Here is a 26,840-nt window from a genome sequence, read left to right on the forward strand (position 1 = left end):
TGATAACGCTGTAGGCAGTTTTTCACCACGCTGAGCGCTACGCCAACTAATCTGCAGTTTACTGTGGGAACTAATGGTATGATTATAGTGTGCTGCAAATGCAGTTCTCTTATAGCGATCACTCGTGCATAGTGTTTGATCTTAAAATAGGCTATGCGAGCAAATTCTACAAAATAGAGGGTGTTCGGTAACGATTAACTCAGCAGGCCTCTTCTGTATTAGGCAAATATGTGGTTTAATTTTAGCCATGAATTTTTGTAGGGTTGGGCCTCGGTGTTGTTTTCACTAAATTGCAGGAGACTGCTAATCTGGAGTTGCCTCATAGGCAGTCTCTGGGTTGGTGAGTTCTCGGCTGCCTCAATTCCTGCTAAAGCGAGTGATGATTCCTCTCTTTATCGTTGGGTGGATAAACCCCGCGATGAAGCCTTGCGAGTGGAGCGAGCCGGCGAGCGCTTACAGCAAGCCATTAAAAATCCTGAGTACATGCTGGATAATTGGGTCGATTTACCGGCTTCACCCGAATCACGGCATAAAAAACCACAGCGTCTGAGTTTGCGCGAAGCCATTTTGCTTGCCTTGCGCTATAACCCTAATATTCAAAATGCGGAATTGGATCGTATTATTCAGCGTTATCAATTACGTCTGGCTCATAATGAATTTGAATTGCAGTATGCGCTAGCTGGCTCTGCGGTGGTAGAACGGAGTCGTTATAGCGGTGTGGGTAGTAAAACAAACAACAGTTCTTTGGCCACACCAGAAGTCAATCTGAAAACCAAGCTGGGTTCACAGTTGTCATTGAATATGGATAACAATGTTTCCAATTACAACAGTTTTACGCCAGTGCTTAACTTTTCCTTTACCCAACCTTTATTACGTGGTTTTGGTAAGGCAGCCAATGAGGCCAATTTGTTGGACGCCATTGATAATGAATGGCTCAATAAATTGAATTTGCAACAAGCGGTTATTGATCAGATCACTCAGGTCATTATTGCTTATCGAACATTAATTTTAAGCGGTAATAATTTACAAACCCAGCGATTACAATTGAAGGAAGCCCGTAAGTCTTATGAGTTAAATGAGAAAAAAATAGAAGCTGGGCAACTGGAGCCTACCGGTAATATTCAGCAAGCCTACCAAATTGAATCATTAAGTTTGATGGTAGAACAAGCAGAGAATGATTTTAAAACAGCGGCTCAAGATTTGTTGCAAACCATAGGACTTGATCCACAGATGCGGTTGTCGGTGCCAAGTGATGTGACGGTGGATCGAATCGTTGTGCCGGATCTCAAAGAATCCATTAACTTGGCACTTAATCATAATACGCAATATTTAGCTCAGAAAATGGTACTACGTGCCGACGAGAGAGCATATGAGGTGGCGAAAAACCAACAGCTTTGGCAGCTTGATGTAGGTGCCAATGTACAAAGTGGTGCGGTCACTGAGGTCGATGCGAACAATAGCGGCTTTCGTGGTATTTATAGTGGCCGTAATCTAACCGAGTCGGCACGAGTTACTCTGACGATTCCTCTTAATGATATTAACCGCCGCAGTCAACTGATTACGGCCAAGGTAAAATTGGAAAAAGATCGTTTAACCCTTATTGCTACCAAGCGTGGGTTAGAAACAATGATTACTAATACTGTTAATGCAATTCAAAGTTTGGCAAAACGATATCAATTGGCTGAAAAGCAGGTTAAATTGGCAGCCCAATCTTATGCGTTAGAAAAGAAAAAGCAACAGGCTGGTATTGCCAGTGCGCTTGATGTCAACAATACTCAAAATCAACTGATTCAGGCACAGATTGGCTTAATCGGGGCCAAAATTGCGTATCTTAACCAATTGTCGGCCCTGCAGCGTATATTAGGAACGACGCTTGATCATTGGCAAATTAAACTCAGGTATGGCGAATGAAAAACAATTTATATGTACTCTTTCTTGTTATGATGGCCAGCTTATTAATGGCCTGCAACAGTCATAAAGAGCAGAAAAAAATAATTTACAGACTTATGTTGTCAAAACAGAGCCGGTGCAAAAAACCTTGTATTTTAGTGGCACCATTCAACCTTTACAGGAAAGTACTCTGACCAGTCCGATGGACGCCATTGTGGAAACGATGCACTATCACTATGGCCAATTAGTAAAAAAAGGCGACATTGTTGTTACTCTGAATTCCACCGATTTACAAAGACAATACAATGACACGCTTACCGAGTATTTAAAGGCTAAGGATAATTTCACCGTCGCCAAGGCAAAATTTATCGGTACTCAGGAGCTTTGGGATGCAGGCCTGCTATCTAAAAAACAACTATTTAAGTGAAAAATCCAGTTTAGATACCGCAAGGGTAAGTCTGATGCAGGCAACGCGTAAATTGAGTGAAATGTTAGAGAAAATGGATGATGGTGAAAGTGCGGCAAAAAATCTCTCTGCCCTCAATATCGCTGACTTTGATAAAGTAAGACAAGCCTTAAGCACAAAACATAATTTAATTCATTTAAAGGCACCTACTGATGGTGTTCTGCTTTATCCGCCAAAAGCCAGTGAGGATAAATCAGCCCGATTAATGGTCGGTGCAGCCGTTAAATCCGGCCAGGTGTTAGCCTTGGTTGGCGATTTAACCGGGGTAAGTATCGAAATTGATGTGCCTGAAATTGATATTGATAAAATTCATACCGGTATGGCAGCGAATATCACAGGGGTTGCTCTAGGCAAACAAGTTTTAAAAGGTGAATTAGTGGCGGTGAATGTGCAAGCGTCAAATAATGGTGGTGCTTTGCCCTCTTTCAGTGCCGTAGTGGAGGTTAAGAACCTCAGTGAAGAACAGCGTCGTTGGGTTAAGGTTGGCATGAGTGCCTCCGTTGAATTACCCATTACTGGTAATGAGCAATTATTGGTTCCTATTGTGGCGGTAAAACAAGAAAAAGGAAATTCAGTCGTTAAGATACTCGCCAGTGATGGTTCTTTATCCAACCGGATTGTATCTACTGGCTCGGCTCAGGCGGATAAAGTCGTGATTGCTTCTGGTTTAAAAATAGGGGATGTGGTGGCTTATGACTGAGAAGTCATTAATCGCGTTGCGCGATATAACAAAGACCTACCAAATTGGTGATGCCTGTTCGCAGGTATTAAAAGATATTTCCCTTACCGTGCAAGAGGGAGAGCTGGTTGCTATTGTGGGTGCTTCCGGTTCTGGAAAATCCACGCTAATGAATATTATTGGTTTGTTGGATAAGGCTGACGGCGGTGATTATTTACTTCATGGGCGAGACGTGGCGGGTTTAACGGTAAATGATTTAGCTGCTTTGCGTAATCGAAGTATCGGTTTTGTGTTCCAGCAATTTAATTTGTTACCTCGTTTTAATGCAAGACAAAATGTCGCTTTACCTTTAATTTATCGTCAGATGGCAGCTGACGAACTGAAAGAGCGTGTTATGAATGCGTTGACTCGGGTGGGAATGGAGCGCTTTGCTGAACATCGGCCGACTCAGTTATCGGGTGGACAACAGCAACGAGTTGCTATTGCACGTGCATTGGTTGGTGAACCCCGAGTCATTTTAGCCGATGAGCCTACGGGTGCGCTTGATTCACACACTGGCTCTGAGGTAATGAATTTGTTCTTGGCTCTGCATCGTGAAGGACGAACCATCATCATGGTAACGCATGATGAGCAAATAGCCGCCCAGTGTGTAAGGCGCATCACCTTGGCTGATGGCAAAATTATTGCGGAGTCTGCGCAATGACTTTATTCAGCCATTTTCAGCAAGCCTTGGTTAATTTATCTTCATCAAAATTAAGATCATTTCTTGCGGTCTTAGGTATTTTGGTAGGCACTGCGGCGGTAGTCGCTTTGATAAGTTGCGGTCAATTGGCAACAGAAAAAGCCCTGGAGCAATTTAAAGCATTGGGAACTGATTTATTGGCTATTTCTGTCTATCAGAAAACGCAGGACAAAACACATAGCAATGAGAGTCAGATACCGATAGCGCTTTGGCGGCAATTACCAGAGCGAATTCCTGCAATCTTGCAGATTGCTCCTTACAGTACAGCGTACCAGCCTTTAAGTTTTCAAGGGAAAATTTTGCAGGGGGCAGTGATAGGTGCCGATGAATCATTAGCCGCTATTATTCATATTAGGCTTGCTCGTGGCCATTTTGTCTCTTTTGTTGAATCGTTTGAGCATTTTTGTGTGATAGGCGATGGTTTAGCCCGTCAATTACAAGACGTTAGTCTTGATGAACCGATTGGTAAACAATTACGCATAGGACAAACACTATATACCATCATCGGTGTAGCCAAACCCTGGAAAGAGAACGGTTTTTTAACGAAGATATCAATCAGTCGGCTATTATCCCCATTTCTGGTATGCCTTTAGTCTCTAAGGACAGTAAAATAAATAATGCGGTTGTGCTATTGCAACCAGATAGCCCTATTGATGATGTAATCGCGCAAATTAAACAGATTCTTACTGCCCAGGCACCTAAATTAAATATCTTTCCTCGCAGTGCTAAGCAAATTATTGCGAGTATGGAAAATCAAGGTCGGATTTTTACCTTATTACTGGCTGTCATTGGTGGTATTTCGTTATTGGTCGGTGGAATTGGTGTTATGAATGTGATGTTAGTCTCTGTGAGTGAGCGCAAAAAGGAAATCGGTATCCGCAAAGCGGTAGGCGCAAAAAACAGTGAAATTCAAGCACTTTTTTAATCGAATCAGTTATGTTGTCCTTCTTAGGTGGTGTGCTGGGTGTTATTTTGGGTTTGATTTTTACACGTGGAGTTGCCTATTTCAGTCAATGGCACTTTACTTTTTCTTTATGCCACCGTTGGCAGGTTTTGCCGTATCGGTTGCCACGGGCATCTTTTTTGGTTTTTACCCGGCAAGGCGAGCAGCAAAACTTGAACCTATGGTTTCTTTACGCAGCGAATAAGAAAAATCAGAAGGACAAGGTTTCATACTGATCATCATCAGACGCATATCCATCCATGTCAGCTCGTTGCTTTACCAGCTTATTAATAAAATCCGTCAGTGAGTGCCCGTTTTTTGCTCCCAATCACGAAGAGTAATGGCAAATTTTCCTTCACGCAGCTGTATCAGTTCGGCGTCGCCGAGAGCTGGACCAAAATCCAAAAATTTCAATAAGGCCATCGCTGCACTGACTTGTAAATGACTCGTTGAGGTTGCAACGATATCTTCTTTTTCTTGCTGATTATTATTGTTCTTATCAGATGAAGAAGAGAATAAAGATAGAGCTTGTAAGGGTTGCGATAGCTTTTCTTCGGCTTCTTTTGTCTCGTAGTATTCGAGGTAAACCTTAAGCATGTTTTTCAACTCTCCCAGCGCAGTGGGTTGGTTTGTTTTAGAGATTTTGAATTCAACGCTATCTTCTTCTACCCAATGACAGTGCAGCGTGTCTAGTAGAGATGCGGTGGAATAGTGGGTTTCAGTGTCATCATAAAAATGATATTCATTGCAGGGAGGAAGTTGACTGATAATGTCGCTAATCTGGGTATTCTTGCCATTCCATGCAAGAGCATGAAGGTGTGCTTTATAGTTATCGATTGGAAGTGTTGAAATGATTAGGGGATATTTACAGTTTTTTAAGTACACTTTGGTTAGTTGATGGTGTGCAAAGGCTTGGGCATCGCGACGAATGACGTCAGTTTTGGTTAAACCAAGCACAGGAAGCAGATAAGCGAGGACATAATCAGGATCTTTATGGAAGGTAGCAATAGCACAGATTGCTTGATCATTATGGACAACTGTTTTATTTAAACCGCTTTTGGTATTGGAGCCTGGCTGGTATTTCGCGGGATCATGAGCAGTATGTTGAATACTGATAGTCTTATCAAAATCAAGAATACGAAGAATGGAAGGCATAACAGATTATTTCCTTAAATGGTTGTTTAAAGATTAGCAGACGAAAGTCATTAAGGCTGGTACAAACAAAGACAATGAGGAGCGGTTTTATACTATTGATCTTAATTAGTCCTGTCAATCAACAACGCTAATCACATCATTGATTTTTTATGTTATTTAAGATTGAGATTACACATAGATAAGACTGGTGTGGCATTAGAAGAACGAGTCAACAACTCTATTTTCAATGATGTATCAACAAAAGGACCTGGATGCTTGGCATCCAGGTATCCTCTAGACAGGCGCTGGTGCAGGGTCAGGAGGAGGATCCTTGGATAATTCACTGGGAGCCCAGCCAACGATCAAGGTGCCTTGATATAAAAGCTCGCAGAGAGACACTGCTTTACAAATATTACTCGTCAAATCGTTGCAGTCACCTTCTTGAAATAGCAAGGCGATAGCTAAACCAGTGTGTGCACCGGCTAACAGGAGTTGAATAGTATGGACTAGTTTTTCGCTGACATGCGTGTCATGGCGAAACAAGGCATAGAAAGAGATGAGCGACTGGGCAAATTTACTAGGGATTATGGCTGCCGGACTGAATGACTCAAGCCCCTGGCCAACAATTTGCGTAACCGCATTGCTACGTTGTGCATTGCGATGCCCTGCTGTCGAGGTGTAGGGAGCCCGCATGGCGATTGCATTTTTGCATGTTTCGAAAAAACCTGGCATATATTTTCCTTAATTTAATCAAATAGTTAATCCTTTATCTATTACCCAACTTGCAACCTGTTGAGGTCAGTTTTGGCAGGTAGATTGTAACAAAATGGTTAAATAGTGTAAAAATTATTAGTCAGGAACAATATAGAGTCATTGTGTGAGTAGTCACTTGAATTTTTTAGCTCAGCAATGGCATAATGGCCTATTTTTAAACAGGCTATTATGACAAGTTATCTTGGCAAGAATAACTGCTTGGTATTAACTCACATTGTTATTATTTGTTTAAGCAATACCTTGGTTCAATACCCTTTTGTCCTATGGGGATTTCGGACTACTTGGGGGGCGTTTAGTTACCCTCTGATTTTTATTCTTACTGATTTAACAACACGGTTATTAGGGCCAGAGAGAGCGAGAAAGACAATTTTTGCGGCCATGATACCGGGACTTCTGTGTTCTTATTTGATTTCCAATTGGTATGCTCATGGGGTTTTATTGGCCTACAATATGTTGATTTTGCGTATCGCTTTCGCGAGTTTTTGCGCCTATGTGATAGGCCAGCTGCTGGATATCACGATTTTCCAGCGCTTGCGCCAGCAGGTCAAATGGTGGGTTGCGCCAGCAGTATCGACCATCTTTGGTAATCTGTTTGATACTTATTGTTTCTTCTTTATTGCTTTTTATCAGAGTAACAATGCCTTTTTAAGGACTCATTGGCTTGAAATTGCTACTGTCGATTTGATTTTTAAATTGCTGATCAGTTTAATTTCTTTTGTGCCGCTGTATGGTTTGCTTCTGAAGTTAATTTTACGTAACAAGCCGATGGCTATGGTCAATGCACCTAGTCAATCAAGGTGATGCACATGAAACCTGGGAGATTGTTATATGAAATTAACGTTTTTTGGTGGTGATAATCTACCTCTCGATGAGGGTTTATGTATCTATATACTGAGTTTTTTACAGCCCAAAGAACGGCAAAATTAACAACAGTGAGTAAGGAATGGCGGTCGGTGATCAAAACCACAGAGCATACTCTGGCCTTATTACCTATTATGCAGCGCGTCCCACAACGGCGCGACTATAGTTTACCGAGGATAATAAGCAGATACGGTAGCGCCATCCTTTAATAACAATCGCCCTTTTTAAAAGGATAATAATGGCAAGGAAGGACAATTACTTTGAGCATGATGCTGATGTTGGCATTATAGGTTATGGAAGGTCGATGGAAGCTAGTTTTGTCGATGCGGCAAGGGCCATGTTCGCTTTAATGGCTAATTTATCCTCTGTACATCCCATCCATGAAGTCACTGTTGAATTTGAAGAAGAGGACATTGAACTGGCTTTTGTGATCTGGCTTAATTTGCTCATCGCCCAAGCGCAGACTAATAATTTAATATTGACAGAATTTGAGCTTAAGCGAACTGGCTTTTTGTGGCAAGGCAAAGCGCGAGGGGAAATTTGGCATGCAGGGATTGAGCGTGGTATTGAAGTAAAGGGGGCCACCTTGACCATGCTATCAGTAAAACAAGAAGATGATTTGTGGCAGGCTAAATGTGTTGTTGATGTTTAAGTCTGATGAGCGAAGGATGGAATGATGGATATAAAGGGATTAAAACAAATCGACGAGTACTGCTGGGCTCCACTGGAAAAACCCAAATCAGTCATGCTGTTTGGCTCTAAAGAACTGATTGCCGCAATGGATGAAAAAGTCCGACAACAAATTACTAATGTGGCGAGTCTGCCTGGTTTGGTTGGGGCTGCGATGACCATGCCTGATGCACATTGGGGGTATGGTTTTCCAATTGGTGGTGTCGCCGCTTTTGATGCCGATGAGGGGGGTATTATTTCGGCAGGTGGTGTTGGCTTCGATATTTCTTGCGGCATTCGCTGTTTACGTAGCAACCTTTTTATCAATGATATCCTTCCTTATGTAGAAGATTTGGCTGAGCAGTTATTTGTTTCCGTTCCTTCCGGAGTTGGTTCTCAGGGAAAGATTTCCTTGTCTATTCCAGCGCTTCATGAGGTGATGCGCGGAGGAGCAAAATGGGCGGTGGATCAGGGTTATGGTTTCCATGAGGATTTGGAGTACATTGAAGAAAAAGGAATCATGACGGGTGCTCATCCTGAAAATGTTTCTGAATTTGCTAAGAAACGGCAATTGAAGGAAATGGGAACGCTTGGATCTGGTAATCACTATCTGGAGATTCAGGTCGTTAAAAAATTTATGATGAACTTGCAGCCAAAGCCTTTGGTCTTGCGGAGAATCAAATTATTGTTGCCATCCATTGCGGCTCAAGGGGCTTGGGACACCAAATCGGCTCGGATTATCTGATTTCCCTTGCCAAAGCGGCCAAAGAATTAGGAATCAAGTTACCCGATCGTGAATTGGCTTGTGCGCCTATTCTATCTGCAGAAGGCCAGCGATATCTTGGTGCTATGGCCTGCGGTATAAATTGTGCGTTGGCAAATCGCCAAATAATAACTCATTTAACGCGCGATGCGTTCACTAGTATCTTGGCGGATGATGTTCGCCTTGAAACCTTGTTTGATGTGTCACATAACACCTGTAAACGAGAAACCCATTTGGTGAAAGGAAGAAAAAAGAAATTTATATTCATCGTAAAGGGGCAACTAGGGCATTTGGACCTCAACATCCCTCTTTACCAAAACGCTATACTCAGGTGGGGCAGCCAGTTTGTATCGGGGGCAGTATGGGAACAGGTTCTTACATTTTAGCTGGTAATGCGGACGATTTAAATCGTGCTTATGCGTCAGCCTGCCACGGTGCTGGGCGGCAGATGAGCCGTACACAGGCACTGAAGCAATGGCAGGGAAAAGCGTTAATTAATGAATTGGCACGGCAAAGCATTTATATCCGTAGTCATTCGATGCGTGGAATTGCTGAAGAAGCACCTGGTGCTTATAAGGATGTTGATAAGGTTGTTGAGGCAACCGAATTTGCTGGATTAGCCAGACGAGTGGCTTTTTTAAAGCCCATTGCTTGCATAAAAGGATGAAACAAAAAACCTGGTAAAATCATCCATGAGCGGGTGGGTTTTATTTATTATTAAGGAACAGAGGGGGAAGGATAACCACCCTCTTTTGCAACAGGTTTTACAATGGCTATAGGCGTGGGGGTAGTTTCATGGTGCTCATGCTCATGGCTGAAAAAAGATGCCCCTCCACTAACGTGTAATTTGGAAGGATCAGCCTCATGGCTATCAACTATCGGAGCTGTAACAACAGCCGATGTTGGATCTACAGTGAGAGTTAAACCCTTGGCCAAGCCAGTACTCATATCATGATGAGGATCTATTGCAGGAGCGTTACTCGCTTCAATTTGGGTTTTTTCTCATGTGCTACTTCCACGTTTTTAAACCAGTTTGCAAGCTATCGCGCATGCTGGACTCGTTGTATTTAAGAATAACAGTCTTAACGGCATAGATAGTCACAATGGCTGCTACGGCGGCAAGGGTTACAAAAATCCCGCCAGGCACAAAACACCAGGCGGCCATGATGCCTACCAAGATAACAGCGGCTACAAGATTAACAATGGCAGCGTTCCTGTGTTTGATATAACTTGATTCACGGCGTAAAAGTTCTTGTTCAGCTTGTAAATCATTCCCTACAATAGGAGGGCTGTTTTTGTACTCTAGATAATTTTGTGCTGCAGCGAACATCTCTTTAAACATATCGACAGCGGAGGCGGCTACGAATAAACTGGCCACAACCGGCGACATAACCGTTGCAGAAGCTATCCAAATTGCGTAGGCAGCAATGTTGATTGCTGTATTAGTAAACAGAAAGGCATTATCCCGGATACGGTTAAAGAGAGAGCGTTTCTTATCAAAATGATTTTGATACATCGCGTAAAGTGCGGCAGCACCGGTATAAACTACACCAAGAATGGGTATACCAGTAGCGGAAGCCAAGAATCCTTTTATGACGCTTATTGTCCCTGCCATGATGGGACTCATGTATAAATTAGCCAATATTGAAAGTATCAGGGCGCCACCTACGGCAAGTTCCATTTTTCCATAGGCAGTTTTTTCATCAATTAAATCAAGAATAGTGCTGGCTTGGAGGTGTTTTTCTTTTTTAATTCAGCGAAGAAATCGTAAACGGTTAAACTTGATTTTAAATACCTGTCCCAATGACTTTGCGGTATATTCAGGTTTTTTAGTATTGCTTTTAGTTTTGTTATGATTTCCTTGTACCCGGGGGAGCTGTCTTCTTCTGAATCTGAAATGGTTATAGTATGAAAATCTGTATTCAGCTTTATAAATTTGGTATCGTAAAATTTCATACGTGCTTTTAAGTCTTTAAACGTTGCTCCACCCTTAATATAAGCATTAAATTCATCCAGTGTTTCGCTTAATGTTTCTACAGTCACTTACATTAACTCAAAAGTACGGTGATAGTTTTATTTTAGATTAACAAACTTAAAAAATATTAAATGCAATCAGGTGTGTCAATTTCGCCTAACATCTTGAGTGCTGATTGATTGTATTCAGAAAAAGGGCGATAAAAGAGGAAAGGGTTTATTATTTTAATCCGTGAGATAGTTATTATAAAGCCTAATATAACTACCATCTTTTTCTATTTTTAATAATTGCTGATTGATTGACTCAATTAAATCTGCATTTTGCGGCAAAGCCATGATGGCAAAACCTTCTCCAACACGCATGGGTTTACCTACATTAATCAAGATGCCATCGCTGGTTTGTCGCCAATATTTCATTGAGAGGCTATCTAAGAATATAGCATCAGTATCACTTTGATTCAGGGCGGCAATTAATGAAAGCGGTCCCTCATACAAAGCGATTTGAAATTCTAAACCATAATGATTGACTAAAAAATCTTCATAATCAGAGCCTCTGACTGCGCCTATCTTTTCCCTTTTAAATCGTTAATGGATCTTAATCCGCTACGCTTTAAAGCTGCAAATTGTCCATCGCTTTCCATATAAGGTAAACTGAAAATGTAAGTGGCTTTCCTGGCTTCAGAAATAGTAATTCCACCTATAGCCAGATCAAATTTTTTTATTCAATGCGAGATATATATTGTCGAGCTCCATGGGATAAAATTGACAGTTTTTATTCATTCTTTGGCAGAGAAGTTTCATCAAATCAATATCGAACCCTTCTTCCTGACTGATAACAAACGGGGGTCTGTATACGGGATGGCCGATTTTAATTGTTGCATAGGCAACAGTAATTTGCATTAAATAGCTGAGTGCTATAATTGATAGCATCCTTTTTATTTTAATCATTTCCTGATAGTACCTACCAATTTAGTCCAATGAGCTTTTTATTAAACTATGGCTTCTTCTGCAGAACATTACATCCTAAGTCTAGTACAATTTTGTGCAAAGGAAGCTACACTAAAATTATCAAACGATTTTGCTTTAAGGTTAAAATAGTTCATGTTTTCAACAAAGCAATATGTCGACCCACATCAAGCTATCGAGCGAGTGTGCGAAATTTATGAAAACCAGACTGCTCTACTCCGCGAAGCATTCAAGCGTTTTGTCAAAGGTGAAGACCTGACTAGAAGAATAAGAGCTTATTACCCTTTTGTGCGGATTAAAACAACAGCTCGTACGAATGTTGATGCTCGTCACTCCTTTGGTTTTGTCACGGGGCCAGGCCGTTATCAAACTACGTTAACACGGCCTTTGCTCTATAAAGAGTACTTACTTAACCAATTTAGATCGTTAGCTGCCCATCATGATGTTCCTTTGTCTGTTGGGCTCAGTGAGGTAGCAATTCCGGTACATTTTGCTTTCCCTGAGGGCTTGGATGTCGCACAGGATTTGGCTGAACCAGAGCAGATAGAACATTTACCTGATGTATTCGATGTACCCGATCTGGGAACAATAGATGATTGTATAGTTAATGGCACTTATGAAAAAGCCGATGACATGGACCCTCTCGCCCTTTTTTCGGCTCTTCGCATTGATTACTCTCTCCATCGGTTGAAACACTACACGGCAACGTCACCAGAATTTTTTCAGTCTTATGTCTTGTTCACTAATTATGCGTTTTATGTTGATGAATTTATCCGGATTGGGCGGGAGTTAATGCAGGCAACGCCTGATCCAGATCTGCGTGCTTATCGACAACAGTACACAGCTTTTGTTGAACCGGGTAATGTGATCACTTGGAATACTAATTTGCCTGATACACTTATTGAGCGAGTGCAAAGTGGTGTTGCGCCGATATGCCAGCCACAAATGCCTGCTTATCATTTATTACGGGCAGATGGTTCTGGTATTACTCTGATTAATATCGGTGTCGGTCCTTCCAATGCAAAAACGATTACTGATCATGTCGCTGTTCTGCGTCCGCATGTTTGGCTGATGCTAGGTCATTGCGCTGGCCTGTCTACCGTACAACGAATTGGCGATTATGTTTTGGCTCATGCCTATGTTCGTGATGATCATGTTTTGGATGAGGAACTACCTTTGTGGGTGCCGATTCCTTCCTTGGCTGAAGTGCAATTGGCTTTGCAGGATGCAGTCACAGATTGTACGCAACTCAATGGTTATGAATTGAAGCGTATCATGCGTACCGGCACAGTTGCCTCAGTTAATGACCGTAATTGGGAGTTGCGCGATCATCGTATTCCTTTGTTGCATTTGAATCAGAGTCGAGCAATTGCTTTGGATATGGAGAGTGCGACAGTAGCAACCAACGGTTTTCGTTATCGCGTACCTTATGGGACTTTATTGTGTGTATCAGATAAACCTTTGCATGGCGAAATCAAATTAATTGGTATAACTCGCCATTTTTACGAAAAAAGTGTTAATCAACATTTAAAAATCGGCATTAGAGCATTGGAATTAATGCGAGAGCGAGGAGGAGAGCAATTACATAGTCGTAAATTACGTAGTTTTTGGGATCCAGCGTTTCGCTAAATCCCAGGAAAATTTGGATCCATTACTTTGCTTGAATCGTTGCTCTATTTTTGCAATGATGATAGGAAGTTACAGCAGGACTGTAATGAAATTACACCAAGGTCTCATAATAGGGAGATTGTTATGACTAACTGTAGACTAAGCCCAATGGCTTTAGGATTGGCTTTAGGTGTTTTGTGGGGAATATCTATTTTTCTGATGGGTATAGTTGCCTATTATTCTAGTTATGGACAGCCTTTTGTAGCCGCAATGGGTTCTTTGTATGTAGGTTATCAACCCTCGCTTTTAGGCAGCGTTATTGGAGGCATTATCGGCTTTATTGACGCTTTCATTGGTGGTGTTATTCTAGCCTGGCTCTATAATTTATTCGCCCATTGCTGCTGTAAAAAAATGAAGCATGTGCAGTAGAAGAAACAACAGCAGTTAAGACTGCACCTAAACCAAGAGCCAAGAAAACTACGACCTAATCTTTATTTGTTCTTTGTTCTTTGTTTTTTGACAATCATAAGCCAGCTAAGCACTTTTTTAAAAGTTAGCAAAGCTGGTTTTCCTCCACATTTTCTACAGTTGGTTGAGGGAAATAGTCGCTATCCTGGTGAGTATTAGCGGGGGCAATGCCTAATTTTATTGCTTCTTCTAAATCAGCTGGATACTGACTGATAACGTGAGTGTTTTCTCTATCGCTTGCAGGTAATTGCTCTTCAACCAGATATCGTAGTAAGGACGTGGTGGAATTAGAATTTGTTGCCGCGCGATTTTGAGAGTCTGTCTTAAAAAGCTGATAGCGATAGGATAAACAAAGAAAGATATTGGGTGCTATCTCAATAGGCTGTTTATCATCGACTACACTGCAATCGATTTGGTTAAAACGAATCTCGGGATTCTTGCTTTGTAAGAGTTGAATTATTTTATTTACATTTAATTCATTGGTATTGGATATTAAATAGACTGGTTCTTCTAGCGCTCGTTCGGCGAGTGTGGCAAAACGAGCTACTCTATCATCCTCCAAGCCAATGATTGCATTCCAGGCATGTTCTAATAGAGCCAAATTGGCTTCTTCTCTATAGGAACTGTCAGCAATTTTTATTGAATCACTTAGGCTACAGACAAAATTATCATCAAGAAAATCGAAAATAGTCAGTAAATTAATTAAGAATTGCCTGCTCGTAATTTTGCCAAGTTTATACGGTTCGATTAGTGTTTTGTACTGAGTTTGATATTGGTACATGACCCACGCAAAATTGGTTCCTGACTGAAAAAAGCTCGGACAACAAGTTAGACAGCCTGTAGAGTAATTATTGCAAAGCTGCGCAAAAGCTCGCACGCTTGTGGATATGGGATACAAAGAATGAAGTGTAGATAAATTGACAATAAGAGTCATTTTTATTAAAGATAAAAAATAGAAGCAATAGATTATGTATTTACAGCTCATTGCAATCGATGTCAATGAGCGTGTTGAAGTCATGACCGTGGATGGAACACGCTAGCTTAACCGGTTAAGAAGGAGAGCTATACGATTGACTTTGCTTTTCTGTGGCTGTTACTGCTGCAACTTTCTGCTGGGTACGTCTCGCGATCTCAAGCTGTAATTCCTTGAAAAAAGCGGATTGGTAAGGTTGCGGAGGCGATTCTGGCTGTGTAATGTCTTTAACGGCTGGCCATGAATCCAATTCTGTTTTGATCTCAAACTGACTATTAACTAAGGAATCTAACGGTTTGACTTTTTGATAAGCAAGAAAAAAGCCTCGCAGCAAGCAGCAAATCTTGGATTAGTCCTTATTAACAGCACAAATGAAATTGATAAATAAGAAATCACTTTTGCATCAGTAAGCGTTGCTTGGTTGCTAGTGACCCTCTCCTGCAGTTCGGTTAAGGTAGATTGAATTTCTGTATGATTTTTGTCGCTGGTTTCTCGTTTATAGTCGCCGACTAATTTAATAAGTAAACTGAGGCATTCATTACTTACAGACATTCCTTTCTCCGTCGATAATGATAATTTTATTAGATAGCATTCAAAATAGAAATGCAAGGGCAGTGGCGTCTTTGGGAAATATGTTGGACACATAAGAAATAAGGAGACATTTATGTCGTGTGAAAAAGACGAACACAAGCAACATCAGCAGACAGTTCCGGCGTTTTTATATGGCACTGCCTGGAAGGAAGAGGCCACAGAAAATTTGGTTGTTACTGCTCTGAAGGCAGGATTTACCGGTATTGATACCGCTAATCAGCGTAAACATTATTATGAAGAAGGTGTTGGTAAAGGGATTCAAGTATTTTTAGCGGGCAGTGAAAAAACGCGTCAAGACTTATTTCTGCAAACAAAATTCACGTTTGCCGACGGTCAGGATCACCGTAAACCTTATAACGAAATGGATTCTTATGAGTTACAGGTTCAACAATCTTTTCGCAGTTCGCTTGAGCATTTACAAACCGATTATATCGATTCTTATATTCTGCATGGGCCTTTATTTTTTGATGGTCTAAGTACAGGGGATTGGGCGGCTTGGCAGGCTATGGAGGAATTGTGGCGAGCAAAAAAATCAAATTCCTAGGGATTTCAAATGTGAGTCTTAAGCAGTTAGAGGAATTTTATATTTACTCGACAGTAAAACCTACGTTTGTCCAAAATCGATGTTTTGCCGTGAAACAATGGGATAAGGAAATAAGAGTTTTTTGCAGAGAGCACGGACTCATTTATCAAGGATTTTCTTTACTAACTGCCAATTATCAGCATTTTTCGCAGCCTTGGTTATGGTCCATTGCTCAAAAATATCAAAAAATATGGCTCAGCTTATTTTTCGCTTCGCGCAACAAATGAAAATGTTGCCTTTGACAGGAACAACAGATCAGCAACATATGCATGACGATTTAGCGATTGATGATTTCGCCTTAAGTGCTAATGAGTTGCAACAAATTGAGAATTTAGCCATTCGTTGAGTCAGTAAGCAAAGTTAATCTTAAAATATTAGGGTTATTTGTTGTCAACAAGATCTAAATTTGCTCCGAATGTTGTTTAATTCTGGACAACAGAGCTCTTTTTATAACACTATTGCCCTGCATAAAATTACAGCAGAATTTAAACTGTGCTAGCAGAATAAGAGTGAGATTATGAAAAAGATAAAAAACCTAATGACATGTTTTCTTATTATTGTACTAACAATAAGTATTTTCCCTCCGGCTTATGCGGTAACAAAAACTAATTATGTCGCTATCGATGCAGAGAATCAGAAAAAATTCTGGTTTATGTGAACCAATATCGTCAAAAACGTGGTTTGCCACCCCTTAAAATGAATAAGCTTATTTCACAAGAAGCAGAACGTCATAGCCGTGATATGGCAAATCATCGTATCCCATTTGGCCATCAGTATTTCAGTACGCGTATCAAGCGCATTTTTGATGAAATTCAGCAATGTCGTGGGGGCGCAGAAAATGTTGCTTATAATTACAGGGATGCAAAGATAGTAGTCGAGCAATGGTTAACCAGCCCGGGGCATCGTCGTAATATTGAAGGACGTTATAATTTGACTGGCATAGGTCTTGCCCGTGATAGTAGAGGTAAACTCTATTTCACTCAGATTTTTGTACGTACCGATAATGCAGCTTATCTAGGTTAGTTAGAAAATAACAGCAGATGGTGTCATAACATCTGCTGTATCTTTCTATCTAGGAAAGTTATGAAGGCAGTTTAAAATGGAGTGGTTCTGCTTTAATTTTTTCCCTGACAAGCTCATAGCCTGTTCTGCCATTAGCGATATAAATTAAGGACCAGGCGCTAACCATCGACGCATCACCAAATACACAGATATCACTCTGTCCTAATTCATTAGCAAAACCACCAGAGATAACTGTAAATGGCATACTGGAGCCACCAATATTCTTACAAAAATTTAAAGAAGGATTATTGTATTTACCTTTAAACAAGGGTGAATCAAAAGAAATAGGAGGCAATTTTCTTATTAGGGTAGCAGCGATATTGGGTTTGACCGAAGCAAATGATTCTAAACCAACTGCAATAAAGCCATTATCTATTTTGAAAGTACAAAAATGTTTACTGCTGCCGTTGATCTGCCCGGTAGGGCCATCAAATTGTGCAGGCATTTCCTCTACTTGTCCCCCTGATTCAAGACAATAATCTGCATAAGCTTGCATTTCATTTTCGTTCGCGAAACAAATTGTAGTAGCAACGGACAGCGTTACGATGAGCGATAGTTTCATAATCACAAGATACTCCTAAAAGCTGAAAATTAAGCCCTATATTCAGTTTGGCCCTAACTCTTTTCGAGACAAATAGATGAGGAAGCGATCAAGCATTTTGACGCTGAGTAACCGTTTGAGCCATACAAAAAGGTGAGCTGGAAGTGTAACGCGGTATTTTGCACGCGGATTTTTTGCTTCAATGGCATGAATCAATTTCTTAATGACGGTATCAGTACCCTGTGTGAAGGGGGAATCTGCTTTTTGTTGACGGAAATGACCAAGCATCTGCTGATAGTGAGCTTTAAAATAGCTATGTTCGCTGTCAATTTTTTGCAGGGAATTATCAATACAGTTATCTCTGAATTGACTTTGGATCGGACCAGGCTCCACGGTGATTACTCTAATGCCGGACGATTGAAGTTCAAGACGCAGAGTATCACTCAAGCCCTCTACGGCATATTTCGATGCATTGTAAGCACCACGAAAGGGTAAACTGATAACTCCCAGAATAGAACTAATGTTAATAATACGTCCTTGCCCTTGACGCCGCATTAGAGGAATAGCCAGACGAGTGAGATCTAATAGCCCAAAAACGTTGGTTTCAAATTGACTACGCAAGGCTGTTCGCGGGACATCTTCCAAAGCACCCACCTGGCCATAACCTGCGTTATTGATCAGTACATCTATGTGTCCGCCGGTTTTTGTTAGGACTTCTGCGAAGGCTGTCTCAATGGACGTGGTATCATCCACATCCATTTGGATGGTTTCAAGTCCGAGGGTTGCAAGTTTTTGGACATCCTCTGCTTTGCGACAAGAGGCAATAACACGATGTCCTCGTTTGGCTAAAGTAAGTGCAGCATCATGGCCAATACCCGTGGAGCAACCGGTGATCAGAATAATTTTTTGTTGCATACGATCGAGATTCACTGTTCAAGTCAGATTGAGATTTTTATCTTATTAAAAAGTAGCTTTTATGACAAACAGAACCTCAGTACCATTCCGGGAAAAGATTACCAACTTTATAGAATGATTGACGAAGAAAGCAGCAGAGGATTTTAATACTTATATTGATGCGAATGAATGCTTACCCTCCGAAAAGTCGAATGCATCGCTGACTATCTAGATTAAGAGGATTTAATACAATGAAAAACATATTAATTACTGGTGCTAATCGTGGATTAGGGTTGGAATTTGTTAAGCAATTAAGTGAGCTAGACAGTCATATTTTTGCTGCTTGCCGTTTTCCAGAGCAAGCGGATGAATTACAGCAATTGGCGGCACAAAGAAAAATATCATTCTTTGCCAATTAGATCTTACCAAGGACGAAACGATTCGAGCTTTAGCTAAAAAATTGGGTGAGCAACCTCTCGATTGGCTTATTAATAACGCCGGTATTAGTGGTGCTCAAGGAGTAACAGTTGGCAATATAGAACGCGATAATTTTTTGCAGGTGTTGGCGATCAACTGCTTCGGGGCATTGAAAGTTACTGATGCTTTATTACCACAACTGCGTAAAGGGCAGGAGAAATTGATTATTAATATTAGTTCGCGTATGGGGAGTATCAGTGATAATCAGCGAGGCCGTAGTTATGCGTATCGCACTAGCAAAGCGGCATTGAATTGCGCCATGCGTGCTTTCGCGTTGGATGTGGCCAATGAAGGGATCAATGTGATGTTATTACATCCGGGTTGGGTAAAAACTCGTTTAGGCGGGCCAGATGCACCAATCGATACGCAAACCAGCGTAGCCAGTATGTTAAAAGTCATTGAAAAACATAAACAGTATAGTCACGCGGAAGTGTTACTAAGTTATGATGACAGTGCGATCGATTGGTAAAGCAATAACGAGTATATAATGGACTGATTATGCCGAAAAATTATTTTGATTCGCCTTTTAAGGGTATACCGCTGGCACAACAAATAACGAATCCCAATATTAGTGTGGGTCCTTATAGTTACTATTCTGGCTATTATCATGGCCATAGCTTTGATGATTGTGCTCGTTATCTTATGCCTGATTGTGAAGAAGTTGACAAGCTTATTATCGGGAGCTTCTGCTCGATTGGAAGTGGGGTTACATTTATGATGGCTGGTAATCAGGGGCATCATCCAGACTGGATTAGTACCTTTCCCTTTTTTACCTTGATGATAGTGAATTTGTCGGTGCAATAGATGGTTATCAAGCAGCCGGGAACACTGTTATTGGAAATGATGTTTGGCTTGGTACAGAAGCGTTGATTATGCCGGGCATTCAGATAGGTCATGGGGCTATTATTGCCAGCCGCGCTGTAGTAACTAAAAATGTTGAACCCTATGCTATTGTCGGAGGGAATCCGGCGAAATTTATTCGGAAGCGTTTCAGTGAAGAAACTATCGAGGTTCTATTGGCTATGGCATGGTGGGACTGGCCTTTGGAGCGGCTAACTCCAGCACTGCCTCTTTTATGTTCTGGCAATATTCAAGTCTTGCATGATTACTGGTTGTCTTGGTGTACCTCTATCTAAGTGAGTTTATTGCTAGACTTTCATAGATAGTCTCTGTTAAGGGCGTTGTCTTACTTAGCCCAGGGGGGCAGAGAAGATGCATTCAATAAGTGAATGGTGGATGTGGCTGGGATTTTTCATCTTGGTGAGTCTGGTATTGGCTATTGATATTTTTTATTGGGCAGAAAAAAGCACACCGTATTACAAGTAAAGAAGCACTTATCTGGGTTTCAGTCTGGGTATCCCTGGCTTTGTTATTTAATTTGTTGCTGTGGTGGTATTTAATCCAAGCGGCAGGTGCAGTTATCGCCAATCAAAAAGCGATGGAGTTTTTGACCAGCTATTTAATTGAAGAATCGCTTTCGATTGATAACATGTTTATTTTTATCATGATTTTCAATTATTTTGCAGTTCCTCATGACTACCAACGTCGCGTTTTATTATACGGAGTCATGGGCGCTATTATCATGCGGTTGGGTATTATTTTATCGGGTGTTTTTCTGATAGCAACGTTTCATTGGATTTTATATATCTTTGGCCTGATTTTGGTAGCAACTGGCATTAAAATGGTTGTTTTTTCTGAACAATCTTTTGATTTAAAAGACAATTTGGTTTTACGCTGGATGAGAGCTTATCTGCGAGTTAGTGCCTCTTTTCATGACGAAAAATTCTTTATAAAACAAAATGGTCTGCTCTATGTAACCCCTTTATTTTTAGTATTAATCCTTATTGAGGTTAGCGATTTAATTTTTGCTTTGGATAGTCTTCCAGCAGTTTTTGCAATTACAAACGATCCTTTCATTGTCTTTACCTCGAACATTTTCGCCATTATGGGGTTACGTGCTCTTTATTTTTGTTGGCAAATATGGCCGAACGCTTTCATTTACTCAAGTATGGCATTGCATTTATTCTGGTATTTATTGGATTTAAAATGTTGTTGAGTTATTGGTTTGAGCTCCCTATCTATATCGCCCTTGGCGTAGTCGTCCTTATTTTGGCTAGTAGTATTGTGCTCAGTTTACAGCAGACCGCCAAGAAAAAGTAGGAAAGTAAAATGCCCCTCTTATTGTGTGGTCATTTTTATCTAATAGTGGCATATAATAGACATTAATATGACTAATAAAAGAGCAATATGGCTTCGCAAAACAAGTTACCTTCTATCGTTACCCTAAGCGCTGGGCCTACCTCAAGTGGTGAGGCGATCCTAAGCCAAGATTCTGAGGGTAGGAATTTAGCATTAGGGATGTCTGAATCTTTTGTTTATATTCCAATTGTCCTAGTAGAACAAAGTTTGGTCACGCGTGATTACGAACTTTATCTTCTTAAAACGAATGAAAACCTTAGTGAAAAAATTGACGAAATCATAAGAACTGGTTGTGATGCAATTATCTTGCTGGGAAGTGAAAAAGAAAGGGTTGTTTATTTTATTGAGGATGAAAGCTTAATTTCCTCTATACCCAGCCCTATAAGATACGGTTTTGACGTAGATAAACTTACTCTTCTCCAACTTGATGACAATCAAAAAGTGGATCGTGCGAACAGTGATTTAGGTACAGTGAGAGGAATAATTAGACAACTTCGATTGCAGGGTGGCCGCGGTAATGAGGTGGAAATTAACGGAACTCGAACAGGACATCATGTATTTTCTCAGAGTTTCGGTCCTTGTAATCCTGTATTGGCGAGACGTAGGAAAGATAATCAATTTGTTCTTCATCATGCGGATAGCTCAGCTGTTGATAATACGGGTGGCATTGGCGCATTCTTACAAAGTGTAAAACTCGGTGAAGGAGCACAAGGTGTTTTTGTAGTACAAAATCCTAAAATAAAAGAAATGTTACCAAAGCACCTTTGATAGCGGGTGGTATTGCGGTGCAATTACAGGATCCGAGCGTAAAGCGCATCAATTTACCAGAAGGCTTTACTGCTATAGCGTGTATCAATGGAAATACAGTGATTTTTGGCTAGCAAACTCGTTGTCTTTCACGATAATGCCGAGAAGAAAAAATTACTGCAGGATTTGAGTGAGGCAGCGAGTGCGATGGAGAAAAGCCGCGAAATTAATAGTCACGTAGGCCCTGATATCATTGTATTGCCCCAGACCTTGAAAGATATAGTCACTCTGAACGAGGAAATGAAAAAACACTTGATCGCAAAGAGGGACCTTATAAAGAATTGATAAGCGCTTTGAAAGAATTAGGGATTGGTGAAAAATCTACTGAAAAAAAGGTATTTTTCAGCGTTTAATGAAACTTTAATGGTTTGAATTGGGCGACAGATTACTGTTTGGATAAGAATTAGAGCCTTCTATAATAGTTCTAATCGTATAGTATTTTTTGCAAAATGGCCAATGCTTTTTTGAATAAAAAAGTATACTTTTTCTTGCTCTAATACTTATTACCAAACTCTTATACGATACCAGTTGTTTCACAGGATTCATTTACATATAATTCGCGTGCTTTCATTTAACACAGGGGCGTGAATTATGAAGAAAATAGTGTTTGTTTTACTTGCCGGCTTGTTTCTTTCCAATGTACAGGCCTCTACACAGCGAAGTACTTTTTTCTGCAATTATAAAGATTATTTCCATTTAAGCAGCAGTACTCATCCGGGTATTTATATTCGTAGTGCCAACAATAACCAAGATTTATATCTTTTAATTATAGGACCTCGTAGCTTTGAAATTAGAGATAATGGTGCTTGTAATACGGGTTATGCTCACGTTGGGGTCGCCTATGATGACTATCATTGGTGTATATTGGATATCAAAGATGGTCCCTATATGATGCACCCTTCTATTAGTGCTGCTTGTAGTGGTATGGAGTATAAGGGGCTCAGTTATGATGGATTTAATACCTATTCTTACACGATAAGTATTGATTAATTAATAATCAAGATGAGTTGCTAATGGTGTCTCTTGCAACTCATCTTGATAAAACAGCTTAAGGCTAACCAACGCCGGTAATAACCGCAGCAAAAATAACGACAGCCCAGGAAGGGACGTTACAGAAAAACAATAATAGAAAACAAACTACTGCCAGAAAATAATCAGCGAGATTGTAAATAGCACTTGTCCATACTGGATTATAAAAGGCGGATAATAAGAGGCCAACCACTGAAGCGTTTACTCCTAGCATTGCGCGTTGAATAACGGAATGGTTACGTAAGGCCTCCCAAAAAGGCAAAGTACCTATGATTAGCAAAAAAGAAGGTAGGAATATAGCGATTAGCGCAATAGCAGCACCTACCCAACCTGCTGGCGTTTGTGTGGATAGAGCGCCTAAGTAAGCAGCGAAAGCAAAGAGAGGGCCGGGTACAGCTTGAGCTATTCCATAACCAGCAAGAAATTGATTGTTTGTTACCCAACCTGAAGGAACCACCAATGTTTGTAGTAGGGGTAAAACCACATGTCCACCACCAAACACGAGTGCTCCGGCACGATAAAAACCAGCAAACAACGTTGTCACATAGTTCCCGGTTTCTAAGGCAAGCACTGGCAATAGAAAAAGAAAAAGGATAAAGAGAATCAGGCATACCAAACCACGTTTCTTATCGATAGGTATAGTTAGAGAACGATGAGGTAGCTTTGTGGTTGGGGTAAGTAGCCACCAGCCCAATAGACCACCTCCGAAAATAACAATGAGTTGTCCTAAAACGCCAGCTATTAATGAGGTAACTACTGCGGCGACAAGAGCAATGCTTATACGAATCCCATCAGGGGTTAAGGTTTTTGCCATTCCCCACAATGCTTGTGCAACGATTGCAACGGCAACCACCTTCAAACCATGTAACCAATTATTATGAGTAGATTGCAAGTGAGTAATAGCCAAGGCAAATACTAGCAATATAATGGCCGAAGGTAAGGTGAAGCCTAGCCAGGCTGCTATTGCACCCTTAAGTCCGGCACGTGATAAGCCCAGCGCAATACCGACTTGGCTACTCGCTGGCCCAGGTAAAAATTGACATAAAGCAACTAAATCGGCATAGGATTGCTCATTTAGCCATTTTTGACGTAGTACAAATTCATCCTTGAAATACCCGATATGAGCAATAGGACCACCAAAACAAGTGCAACCTAATTTGAGGAAAAGTAAAAATATACCGAAAACGGTTGGTTTTTGTGAGGGCAGGTTTACGGTTGTTTTCTGCATGCGTCAATCCAGGTTGCCGTTAGGAATGGTCTATAAACAAACGGTAACCAAATTGGTTTAAGAAGCAATATAAGCAATAACGCTTTATTTCTGCAAGACATATTTCCCGGGAGCAGCAGGAAGAGAGGCAGGTAGTTTGGGAGGGGGGATACGTGTTGTGCTAGAGTGTTGAACTAACCAATTATGTAAGGCAAGCCACCATGAACCATGTTTGATTGTTGCAATTTCGAGCCAGTTCGTTGGATCGATATAGGTTGTATCTTTCTTGCGTCTGTGGATGCGATAAGTTCTATTCCTGCGTCCTGGCTCACTAACTATTCCGGCATTATGCCCGCCTTCGGTTAATACAAAAGTAATATCATCATTTACCATCAAATGAATTTTATATACTGAGCGCCAGGGAGCGACGTGATCTTTTTCTGTGCTAACAATAAAGGCGGGTAAATGAATGTTTGCAGCGACTACGGGCATGCCCTCAACTTTAAAACGCCCTGCAGAAAAATCATTATCGAGAAAAAGCTTTTCCAAATATTCACTGTGCATTTTATAGGGCATGCGGGTTGCATCGGCATTCCAGGCTAATAGGTCAATTAGACCGCGCTGGGTACCAGTCATGTAATCATGAACCATTTTTGACCATATTAAGTCGTAGGTGCGTAGCATCTGGAAAGAGCCAGCCATTTGTTTAGTATCCAGATACCCCTCTCCCCACATCATGTTTTTAAGAAAGGAGACTTCACTTTCCGTGATAAAAAGCATCAATTCTCCTGCTTCACTGAAATCACCTTGTGCCGCCAGTAGGACGAGGCTGTTAAGACGCTCATCACCATTTCTGGCCATTGCTGCTGCAGTAATCATCGCTAAAGTACCACCGAGGCAGTAGCCCATAAGATTGATTTTGGTTTTCGGTTGAATGGCGGAAACGGCATCGATTGCTGCCATAGCCCCTAAGCGATAATAATCATCTAGGCCTAAATGGCGATCCTTGCTATCTGGATTACGCCAGGAAATGATAAATACGGTGTGTCCTTTGCTAACAAACCAGTTTACCATGGAATTTTTAGGCGAAAGATCGAGAATATAATATTTCATAATCCAAGCCGGTAATATTAAGAGAGGTTCTCTAAAAACTGTTTTGGTTTGTGGTTTATATTGAATAAGTTCAATCAAATGATTACGAAAGACAACTTTCCCTGGTGTAATAGCAACGGTTTTGCCAGGGATGAAATGTTCAATTCCAGCTGGCGGTACACCAATTAATCTTTCTAGTGTGTCTTGTAGAGCGAGTTTAGTACCATGAATTAAATTAAGGCCACTTGAGCGAATGGTCTCGTAAAAGAGATTAGGGTTCGTCAATACGAAATTTGAGGGGGATAAAGCATCCATGATTTGTCGAATACAAAAGGCAACAGTTCGTTCGACATGCTCTGGTAAACCGGGAATATTGGTGGTCGCACGCCGCCACCAATCTTCCATTTGGAGAAAGCCCTCAGCCCAAAAACGCCAGGGGAAGGACTCCCAATTTTCGGTATGAAATCTTACATCACGACCGCTACCTGGCCTGGTTTCGCATAAAATTTTGTTGCCGCAATCTTCGTTATGGAGTAGTGGATAAAGAGCTAATTCTGCCAAGCGACCAGGACAGAGCGCTAACTGGGCAAGCCATGAAAAATAAGCTGTGCTTAGGGCTGCGGGACTTATTCCAGCAGATATTTTAGCAAGATTTGCCTGAAAAAATTGATCAAAGAGATTGAAAAAACAAGTAGCTCACTGGCTTCTTTAAAGGGAAACACCTGTTCCGAATAGCCAGGAATTATGGTTGCCTGGCGTGATTTTGATAATCTTCGTACAGTTGAAATTTTATTTTTTACCATACATTGCCCTGCCCTGGGGTTGTATTATTTTAAACGTCCTAATTACAAAGTAGCACCAAAGTAGTGTTTTAGCGAAGCATTTGGTTTAAGAATACAACAACGCTCTGTTTCATATAGAAAGGGATAATAAGTTCAATTGGCTATCAACTCATCATTGCCTCAGACATTTGTAATGAGTTTGCGGTACGATTTCGAGGTATACTATTCCAGCCTCCCTGGATTTATTGAAGGAGTCAATTGTTTTGCAGTTTTCTGTAACGAGTAGCTATTCATATAGATATCTTAGAATAATAGGAAAATCAGTTGGTTAATCATACTTTTACCACGTATAAAATCAGTCATGATTGTTTTGATAGAGACACACCAGCTAACATTGTTCTTCAATTATCATCATCAATAGAATTATAGAGACTGCGTAAAGAAGGATCGGCTTGTAACCCCGTTTGTTCTTTTTTCATCGTTGAGAGAGTGATCTTGGGTCTTATCGTCTGTTAATTATATACTGGCGCATACGACGTGTGCAGGCATGATTCCTGCTTGTATAAATTTTTAACTTCTTGCCGCAAACTAAATACGGTGCTAATTGATCAAAAAAAGCGTTCTTGTTGGTTTGGTAGCAAGCAAGAATAACAATAAGGGGGATGG

29 protein-coding genes and 5 pseudogenes are annotated in these 26,840 nt (G+C 40.8%); 20 read left to right on the forward strand and 14 right to left on the reverse strand.

Going from position 1 to position 26,840, the window contains the following annotated elements; genetic code table 11:
- Positions 1-402: 402 nt before the first annotated feature.
- The 5 genes and pseudogenes from BN58_RS04055 (at position 403) to BN58_RS36780 (ending at position 4,925) form a co-directional block, all read left to right on the forward strand.
- Positions 403-1,911 carry a TolC family protein gene (locus tag BN58_RS04055; RefSeq protein WP_232220330.1) on the forward strand — a complete coding sequence of 503 codons (1,509 nt, stop codon included), beginning with the start codon at positions 403-405 and terminating at the stop codon, positions 1,909-1,911.
- 115 nt (positions 1,912-2,026) lie between these two features.
- Complete coding sequence (locus BN58_RS32720) at positions 2,027-2,317, forward strand: efflux RND transporter periplasmic adaptor subunit (RefSeq protein ID WP_232220322.1); 291 nt, start codon at positions 2,027-2,029, stop codon at positions 2,315-2,317.
- The gene (locus tag BN58_RS21925; protein ID WP_232220323.1) at positions 2,280-3,056 is read left to right on the forward strand and encodes an efflux RND transporter periplasmic adaptor subunit; all 777 of its coding nucleotides are present in this window, start codon (positions 2,280-2,282) and stop codon (positions 3,054-3,056) included. The genes BN58_RS32720 and BN58_RS21925 overlap by 38 nt, the downstream gene beginning before the upstream one ends.
- Complete coding sequence (locus tag BN58_RS04065; protein ID WP_019215754.1) at positions 3,049-3,738, forward strand: ABC transporter ATP-binding protein; 690 nt, start codon at positions 3,049-3,051, stop codon at positions 3,736-3,738. Before BN58_RS21925 ends, BN58_RS04065 begins: the two co-directional genes overlap by 8 nt.
- Positions 3,735-4,925 (forward strand): annotated as a pseudogene (locus tag BN58_RS36780) (ABC transporter permease). The gene BN58_RS04065 and the pseudogene BN58_RS36780 overlap by 4 nt, the downstream one beginning before the upstream one ends.
- Before the next feature lie 95 nt (positions 4,926-5,020).
- Here the strand turns inward: BN58_RS36780 and BN58_RS04075 are convergent.
- Both BN58_RS04075 and BN58_RS04080 read right to left on the reverse strand, forming a co-directional pair.
- A complete protein-coding gene (locus BN58_RS04075) occupies positions 5,021-5,875 on the reverse strand; it encodes a hypothetical protein (RefSeq protein ID WP_019215755.1) in 855 nt (284 codons plus the stop codon).
- Positions 5,876-6,148: 273 nt separating this feature from the next.
- On the reverse strand, positions 6,149-6,586 hold the full coding sequence (locus BN58_RS04080) for a hypothetical protein (protein WP_019215756.1): 438 nt from the start codon (positions 6,584-6,586) through the stop codon (positions 6,149-6,151).
- 210 nt (positions 6,587-6,796) lie between these two features.
- On the opposite strand from BN58_RS04080, the gene BN58_RS04085 reads away from it, so the two are divergent.
- The 3 genes and pseudogenes from BN58_RS04085 (at position 6,797) to BN58_RS21935 (ending at position 9,588) form a co-directional block, all read left to right on the forward strand.
- The gene (locus BN58_RS04085) at positions 6,797-7,429 is read left to right on the forward strand and encodes a 7-cyano-7-deazaguanine/7-aminomethyl-7-deazaguanine transporter (protein WP_019215757.1); all 633 of its coding nucleotides are present in this window, start codon (positions 6,797-6,799) and stop codon (positions 7,427-7,429) included.
- A 298-nt stretch (positions 7,430-7,727) separates the two neighbouring features.
- Complete coding sequence (locus tag BN58_RS04095; protein WP_019215759.1) at positions 7,728-8,141, forward strand: archease; 414 nt, start codon at positions 7,728-7,730, stop codon at positions 8,139-8,141.
- Positions 8,142-8,165: 24 nt separating this feature from the next.
- A pseudogene (locus BN58_RS21935) lies at positions 8,166-9,588 on the forward strand (RtcB family protein).
- A 50-nt stretch (positions 9,589-9,638) separates the two neighbouring features.
- On the opposite strand, the gene BN58_RS04105 reads toward BN58_RS21935, so the two are convergent.
- From BN58_RS04105 to BN58_RS37485, 5 genes and pseudogenes are all read right to left on the reverse strand, one after another.
- Positions 9,639-9,869, reverse strand: coding sequence for a hypothetical protein (locus tag BN58_RS04105; protein WP_019215760.1), 231 nt, complete (start codon positions 9,867-9,869; stop codon positions 9,639-9,641).
- Positions 9,870-9,930: 61 nt separating this feature from the next.
- A complete protein-coding gene (locus BN58_RS04110) occupies positions 9,931-10,602 on the reverse strand; it encodes a hypothetical protein (protein ID WP_019215761.1) in 672 nt (223 codons plus the stop codon).
- Between the two features lie 26 nt (positions 10,603-10,628).
- The gene (locus BN58_RS04115; RefSeq protein ID WP_019215762.1) at positions 10,629-10,964 is read right to left on the reverse strand and encodes a hypothetical protein; all 336 of its coding nucleotides are present in this window, start codon (positions 10,962-10,964) and stop codon (positions 10,629-10,631) included.
- Positions 10,965-11,120: 156 nt separating this feature from the next.
- Positions 11,121-11,390 (reverse strand): type 2 periplasmic-binding domain-containing protein, encoded by a 270-nt coding sequence (locus BN58_RS37480; RefSeq protein ID WP_019215763.1) that lies wholly within the window; start codon positions 11,388-11,390, stop codon positions 11,121-11,123.
- A 68-nt stretch (positions 11,391-11,458) separates the two neighbouring features.
- Positions 11,459-11,843 (reverse strand): annotated as a pseudogene (locus BN58_RS37485) (transporter substrate-binding domain-containing protein).
- 153 nt (positions 11,844-11,996) lie between these two features.
- Here BN58_RS37485 and BN58_RS04130 point away from each other — a divergent pair.
- A complete protein-coding gene (locus BN58_RS04130) occupies positions 11,997-13,490 on the forward strand; it encodes an AMP nucleosidase (protein WP_019215765.1) in 1,494 nt (497 codons plus the stop codon).
- Between the two features lie 123 nt (positions 13,491-13,613).
- Positions 13,614-13,898: a bacteriophage holin gene (locus BN58_RS04135; RefSeq protein WP_026069243.1), complete on the forward strand. Its 285-nt coding sequence runs from the start codon at positions 13,614-13,616 to the stop codon at positions 13,896-13,898.
- 124 nt (positions 13,899-14,022) lie between these two features.
- On the opposite strand, the gene BN58_RS21940 is transcribed toward BN58_RS04135, so the two are convergent.
- The 3 genes from BN58_RS21940 to BN58_RS30510 all read right to left on the reverse strand — a co-directional run bounded on the left by BN58_RS21940 (position 14,023) and on the right by BN58_RS30510 (position 15,462).
- The gene (locus tag BN58_RS21940) at positions 14,023-14,718 is read right to left on the reverse strand and encodes a hypothetical protein (protein WP_019215767.1); all 696 of its coding nucleotides are present in this window, start codon (positions 14,716-14,718) and stop codon (positions 14,023-14,025) included.
- 268 nt (positions 14,719-14,986) lie between these two features.
- Positions 14,987-15,160, reverse strand: a complete 174-nt coding sequence (locus tag BN58_RS04145) for a hypothetical protein (protein ID WP_156812348.1) — start codon at positions 15,158-15,160, stop codon at positions 14,987-14,989.
- 38 nt (positions 15,161-15,198) lie between these two features.
- Positions 15,199-15,462: a hypothetical protein gene (locus tag BN58_RS30510; RefSeq protein WP_156812349.1), complete on the reverse strand. Its 264-nt coding sequence runs from the start codon at positions 15,460-15,462 to the stop codon at positions 15,199-15,201.
- A 112-nt stretch (positions 15,463-15,574) separates the two neighbouring features.
- On the opposite strand from BN58_RS30510, the gene BN58_RS32735 reads away from it, so the two are divergent.
- The 3 genes from BN58_RS32735 to BN58_RS32745 all read left to right on the forward strand — a co-directional run bounded on the left by BN58_RS32735 (position 15,575) and on the right by BN58_RS32745 (position 17,107).
- Positions 15,575-16,045 (forward strand): aldo/keto reductase, encoded by a 471-nt coding sequence (locus BN58_RS32735; protein WP_232220326.1) that lies wholly within the window; start codon positions 15,575-15,577, stop codon positions 16,043-16,045.
- A gap of 229 nt (positions 16,046-16,274) precedes the next feature.
- A complete protein-coding gene (locus BN58_RS32740) occupies positions 16,275-16,430 on the forward strand; it encodes a hypothetical protein (RefSeq protein ID WP_232220327.1) in 156 nt (51 codons plus the stop codon).
- A 350-nt stretch (positions 16,431-16,780) separates the two neighbouring features.
- Positions 16,781-17,107, forward strand: coding sequence for a CAP domain-containing protein (locus BN58_RS32745; RefSeq protein WP_156812353.1), 327 nt, complete (start codon positions 16,781-16,783; stop codon positions 17,105-17,107).
- A 58-nt stretch (positions 17,108-17,165) separates the two neighbouring features.
- Here BN58_RS32745 and BN58_RS04160 read toward each other — a convergent pair whose 3' ends face one another.
- Positions 17,166-17,714, reverse strand: coding sequence for a hypothetical protein (locus BN58_RS04160; protein WP_019215771.1), 549 nt, complete (start codon positions 17,712-17,714; stop codon positions 17,166-17,168).
- Positions 17,715-17,750: 36 nt separating this feature from the next.
- Positions 17,751-18,602 carry an SDR family NAD(P)-dependent oxidoreductase gene (locus BN58_RS04165; protein ID WP_019215772.1) on the reverse strand — a complete coding sequence of 284 codons (852 nt, stop codon included), beginning with the start codon at positions 18,600-18,602 and terminating at the stop codon, positions 17,751-17,753.
- Between the two features lie 230 nt (positions 18,603-18,832).
- On the opposite strand from BN58_RS04165, the gene BN58_RS30515 reads away from it, so the two are divergent.
- The 7 genes and pseudogenes from BN58_RS30515 (at position 18,833) to BN58_RS04195 (ending at position 23,054) form a co-directional block, all read left to right on the forward strand.
- Complete coding sequence (locus tag BN58_RS30515; protein WP_019215773.1) at positions 18,833-19,000, forward strand: SDR family NAD(P)-dependent oxidoreductase; 168 nt, start codon at positions 18,833-18,835, stop codon at positions 18,998-19,000.
- Positions 19,001-19,020: 20 nt separating this feature from the next.
- A complete protein-coding gene (locus BN58_RS21955; RefSeq protein WP_232220331.1) occupies positions 19,021-19,527 on the forward strand; it encodes an SDR family NAD(P)-dependent oxidoreductase in 507 nt (168 codons plus the stop codon).
- A 29-nt stretch (positions 19,528-19,556) separates the two neighbouring features.
- A pseudogene (gene catB, locus BN58_RS31490) lies at positions 19,557-20,194 on the forward strand (type B chloramphenicol O-acetyltransferase).
- Between the two features lie 143 nt (positions 20,195-20,337).
- Positions 20,338-21,114, forward strand: a complete 777-nt coding sequence (locus BN58_RS21970; RefSeq protein ID WP_232220328.1) for a TerC/Alx family metal homeostasis membrane protein — start codon at positions 20,338-20,340, stop codon at positions 21,112-21,114.
- A 191-nt stretch (positions 21,115-21,305) separates the two neighbouring features.
- A complete protein-coding gene (locus tag BN58_RS04185; RefSeq protein WP_019215778.1) occupies positions 21,306-22,025 on the forward strand; it encodes a hypothetical protein in 720 nt (239 codons plus the stop codon).
- Between the two features lie 105 nt (positions 22,026-22,130).
- Complete coding sequence (locus tag BN58_RS04190; protein ID WP_019215780.1) at positions 22,131-22,349, forward strand: hypothetical protein; 219 nt, start codon at positions 22,131-22,133, stop codon at positions 22,347-22,349.
- Between the two features lie 306 nt (positions 22,350-22,655).
- Entirely contained in the window at positions 22,656-23,054 is a 399-nt protein-coding gene (locus BN58_RS04195) for a hypothetical protein (RefSeq protein ID WP_019215781.1), read from the forward strand.
- A gap of 64 nt (positions 23,055-23,118) precedes the next feature.
- On the opposite strand, the gene chrA is transcribed toward BN58_RS04195, so the two are convergent.
- Positions 23,119-24,321: a chromate efflux transporter gene (gene chrA / locus BN58_RS04200; protein ID WP_019215782.1), complete on the reverse strand. Its 1,203-nt coding sequence runs from the start codon at positions 24,319-24,321 to the stop codon at positions 23,119-23,121.
- 84 nt (positions 24,322-24,405) lie between these two features.
- A pseudogene (locus BN58_RS21975) lies at positions 24,406-26,076 on the reverse strand (PHA/PHB synthase family protein); the annotation flags it as partial.
- Positions 26,077-26,840 lie beyond the last annotated feature (764 nt).

This window comes from Legionella tunisiensis, assembly GCF_000308315.1.
GTDB lineage: Bacteria > Pseudomonadota > Gammaproteobacteria > Legionellales > Legionellaceae > Tatlockia > Tatlockia tunisiensis.

Excerpts from the sequence above, each read along its gene's own strand:
- BN58_RS21925 (WP_232220323.1), top strand. The coding sequence starts at position 2,280 with ATGCAGGCCTGCTATCTAAAAAACAACTATTTAAGTGAAAAATCCAGT.
- BN58_RS04065 (WP_019215754.1), top strand. The coding sequence starts at position 3,049 with ATGACTGAGAAGTCATTAATCGCGTTGCGCGATATAACAAAGACCTAC.
- BN58_RS04075 (WP_019215755.1), bottom strand. The coding sequence starts at position 5,875 with ATGCCTTCCATTCTTCGTATTCTTGATTTTGATAAGACTATCAGTATT.
- BN58_RS04080 (WP_019215756.1), bottom strand. The coding sequence starts at position 6,586 with ATGCCAGGTTTTTTCGAAACATGCAAAAATGCAATCGCCATGCGGGCT.
- BN58_RS04085 (WP_019215757.1), top strand. The coding sequence starts at position 6,797 with ATGACAAGTTATCTTGGCAAGAATAACTGCTTGGTATTAACTCACATT.
- BN58_RS04095 (WP_019215759.1), top strand. The coding sequence starts at position 7,728 with ATGGCAAGGAAGGACAATTACTTTGAGCATGATGCTGATGTTGGCATT.
- BN58_RS04105 (WP_019215760.1), bottom strand. The coding sequence starts at position 9,869 with ATGAGTACTGGCTTGGCCAAGGGTTTAACTCTCACTGTAGATCCAACA.
- BN58_RS04110 (WP_019215761.1), bottom strand. The coding sequence starts at position 10,602 with ATGGAACTTGCCGTAGGTGGCGCCCTGATACTTTCAATATTGGCTAAT.
- BN58_RS04130 (WP_019215765.1), top strand. The coding sequence starts at position 11,997 with ATGTTTTCAACAAAGCAATATGTCGACCCACATCAAGCTATCGAGCGA.
- BN58_RS04135 (WP_026069243.1), top strand. The coding sequence starts at position 13,614 with ATGACTAACTGTAGACTAAGCCCAATGGCTTTAGGATTGGCTTTAGGT.
- BN58_RS21940 (WP_019215767.1), bottom strand. The coding sequence starts at position 14,718 with ATGTACCAATATCAAACTCAGTACAAAACACTAATCGAACCGTATAAA.
- BN58_RS30510 (WP_156812349.1), bottom strand. The coding sequence starts at position 15,462 with ATGTCTGTAAGTAATGAATGCCTCAGTTTACTTATTAAATTAGTCGGC.
- BN58_RS32735 (WP_232220326.1), top strand. The coding sequence starts at position 15,575 with ATGTCGTGTGAAAAAGACGAACACAAGCAACATCAGCAGACAGTTCCG.
- BN58_RS32740 (WP_232220327.1), top strand. The coding sequence starts at position 16,275 with ATGGCTCAGCTTATTTTTCGCTTCGCGCAACAAATGAAAATGTTGCCT.
- BN58_RS32745 (WP_156812353.1), top strand. The coding sequence starts at position 16,781 with ATGAATAAGCTTATTTCACAAGAAGCAGAACGTCATAGCCGTGATATG.
- BN58_RS04165 (WP_019215772.1), bottom strand. The coding sequence starts at position 18,602 with ATGCAACAAAAAATTATTCTGATCACCGGTTGCTCCACGGGTATTGGC.
- BN58_RS30515 (WP_019215773.1), top strand. The coding sequence starts at position 18,833 with ATGAAAAACATATTAATTACTGGTGCTAATCGTGGATTAGGGTTGGAA.
- BN58_RS04185 (WP_019215778.1), top strand. The coding sequence starts at position 21,306 with ATGGCTTCGCAAAACAAGTTACCTTCTATCGTTACCCTAAGCGCTGGG.
- BN58_RS04195 (WP_019215781.1), top strand. The coding sequence starts at position 22,656 with ATGAAGAAAATAGTGTTTGTTTTACTTGCCGGCTTGTTTCTTTCCAAT.
- chrA (WP_019215782.1), bottom strand. The coding sequence starts at position 24,321 with ATGCAGAAAACAACCGTAAACCTGCCCTCACAAAAACCAACCGTTTTC.